The 2,084-nt window shown below is 62.3% G+C and carries 2 protein-coding genes and 1 pseudogene; 2 read left to right on the top strand and 1 reads right to left on the bottom strand.

Features of this window, described 5'->3' with window-relative positions; genetic code table 11:
- Positions 1–192 precede the first annotated feature (192 nt).
- On the top strand, positions 193–1,092 hold the full coding sequence (locus FN369_RS06565; RefSeq protein ID WP_246189592.1) for a M14 family metallopeptidase: 900 nt from the start codon (positions 193–195) through the stop codon (positions 1,090–1,092).
- Between the two features lie 216 nt (positions 1,093–1,308).
- On the opposite strand, the pseudogene FN369_RS11515 reads toward FN369_RS06565, so the two are convergent.
- Positions 1,309–1,827 (bottom strand): annotated as a pseudogene (locus tag FN369_RS11515) (lysophospholipid acyltransferase family protein); the annotation flags it as partial.
- Positions 1,828–1,896: 69 nt separating this feature from the next.
- Between FN369_RS11515 and FN369_RS11605 the strand changes: the two are divergent.
- Positions 1,897–2,084, top strand: a 188-nt coding sequence (locus tag FN369_RS11605) for an arsenate reductase/protein-tyrosine-phosphatase family protein (protein ID WP_446685610.1), incomplete at its 3' end; no start/stop codon positions are given.

Raw genomic sequence — 2,084 nt, 5'->3', positions numbered from 1 at the left:
GCCGCCGGTCGCTTCCGCTCCCGGGTGCAATTCATCGAAGAAGAGCTGCGCAGCCGCCCTCCCGGCCCCCCATTGGAGCTCGCCGAATTGGAGCTGCTCTGGGAACGGAGCAAAGCACTCGCCGGAGGACGCGAGTGCGCTCCCGATCATTCTTGACTTCCTTCCGCTCCTCTCTCCCTTTTCCTTTCTAGGATGATTCATGCCGTCCACGATCCAGCCAGCGTTCACCGGCGGGCGATCGCGCTCGGTCGCCTGCTGGGGTGGAGACGGGTCATCCTCCAGCGTATCCAAAACGATCCCGTCGAGGTGCTCTGCTCCCCGAGGCTCCGCTCGACGCAGGGAAAACCCCGTGTCTTCCTCTCGGCGGGGATCCACGGAGACGAGCCGGCGGGCGTAGAGGCCCTGCTTTCGTTCTTCGAGAAAAAGCCCCAATGGATCCACGAATTCACGTTCACGGTCATACCGCTCCTCAATCCCTGGGGACTCCGCCACAACTCCCGACTCAACGAAGAGGGGCTCGACCTCAACCGTTCCTTCCAGCGAGACGATCTCCCTCTGGTCCGAGAGCTTCGGGCCCTCTATGCCCGACGTGGCCCCTTTGATCTCGCCCTCCTCCTTCACGAGGATTACGACGCCTGCGGCGTCTACCTCTACGAGACGAATCGGACTAGCGGAGCCCATTTCGGAGAAGAAATCCTCAACCGGGTCAGCCCCTGGTGTCCTGTTGACCCGCGGGATCGGATTGAAGGGCGCAAGCATCGAAACGGCATCCTCGCCCGGCCCCTGCGAAAGAAATGGTTTGAGAAGATCGGGTTGCCCGAAGCGGCCTATCTCCACTTTCAGGGCTGCAAGCGCGTCTTCACGATCGAAACCCCCTCCGAGTTTGACGTCGGCTTGCGCGTGAAGGCCCACATGGAGGCGATCGAAGCGGCTCTCTGCCTGCTCCTTGTCGCGAGCCGGGAGCCGTGCGGCGAGCGCAAAAGCCCTCCGGTCGTCGGCCGCAAACGGATTACTCCCGAGCCGATCTCTCTTCCCGCCAACGCTCCTGTGCCGAATGGGGAAAATCGATCGGATCGATCTCGTAGCGCTTGACGAGGCTTCGAAAGAGAGCAAGCAGCCGCTCGTGGATCCGTTCGGTGAAGGCGCGTCGATCTTCTCCGGGGGCGGGAACGAGGAGCTCCCCAAACGAAACGAAAACCCGCGGCGGCCGCGCAAGGAACGGAGCTGGTAAAGCCGATCCGAGCCCACGACCACCGCGGGGAGAACAGGTGCTTTTCCCATCTGGGCGAGGGCTGCAGCGCTCGGACTGAGCCGGGCTCCAAGCAGGATGGATGCCTTACCGTGACGGATGCCTCGTTCCGGAAAGAGGCCGACGATCCTCCCTTGCTTGAGCCGTTCGACGGCCGCTTTCGCCGCCCGCGGGTCCTGACGGTTCCGATCGACCGGGATCACATTGAGGGCTCCCAAGATCTGCGCGAGGATGAGGTCGTTGAAGAGCTTTCCGTCAGCCACGTAATCGATGGGACGGGGAGATTCCATTCCGAGGAGGATGGGATCGAAGTGGCTGATATGATTGGAGACCAAAAGACAACTTCCACTCTCGGGGATCCGCTCCAGTCCTTCGATGCGGATCTGACCGCTTCTTCTGAGCACCTGCCGGCAGATCGCGCCGCCGATGGAAAAAAAACGATCTCGACCGCCTTGCCCCAAGCATCCGTATCCGTTCCTGCTCCGCCTCGCTCCGACCTCCTCCGCTTCCGGCGCCTGGATCGCGGGAAGAGGTTTTCGCTCTCCGGGCCCATTGAGTCCCCTCTGCTCGCCGACCATTCCCATGTAGGGGAAAAACTTTGCCTTGCTATCACTGCCGGGAACAAGAAAATCCTTCCTGCCGCAAGAATGCCGCCGCCATTCCCTACGGCGCGGCCTTCCGGCGAAACCCGGCCCTTCTCAACCATGAACCGACCCGCGATTCTTTTCCTCTGTACCGGCAATTCCGCCCGCAGCGTGCTCGCCGAATTCCTCCTCCGTTCTCTCTGCGGAGACCGCTTTCGAGTCGAAAGCGCGGGCTCCCGCCCCACCGGCCG

The sequence above is a fragment of the Methylacidimicrobium cyclopophantes genome (assembly GCF_902143385.2).
Classification (GTDB): Bacteria; Verrucomicrobiota; Verrucomicrobiia; order Methylacidiphilales; family Methylacidiphilaceae; genus Methylacidimicrobium; species Methylacidimicrobium cyclopophantes.
The sequence above is the reverse complement of the archived record's forward strand: the minus strand, read 5'-3'. Positions and strand labels throughout refer to the sequence as shown.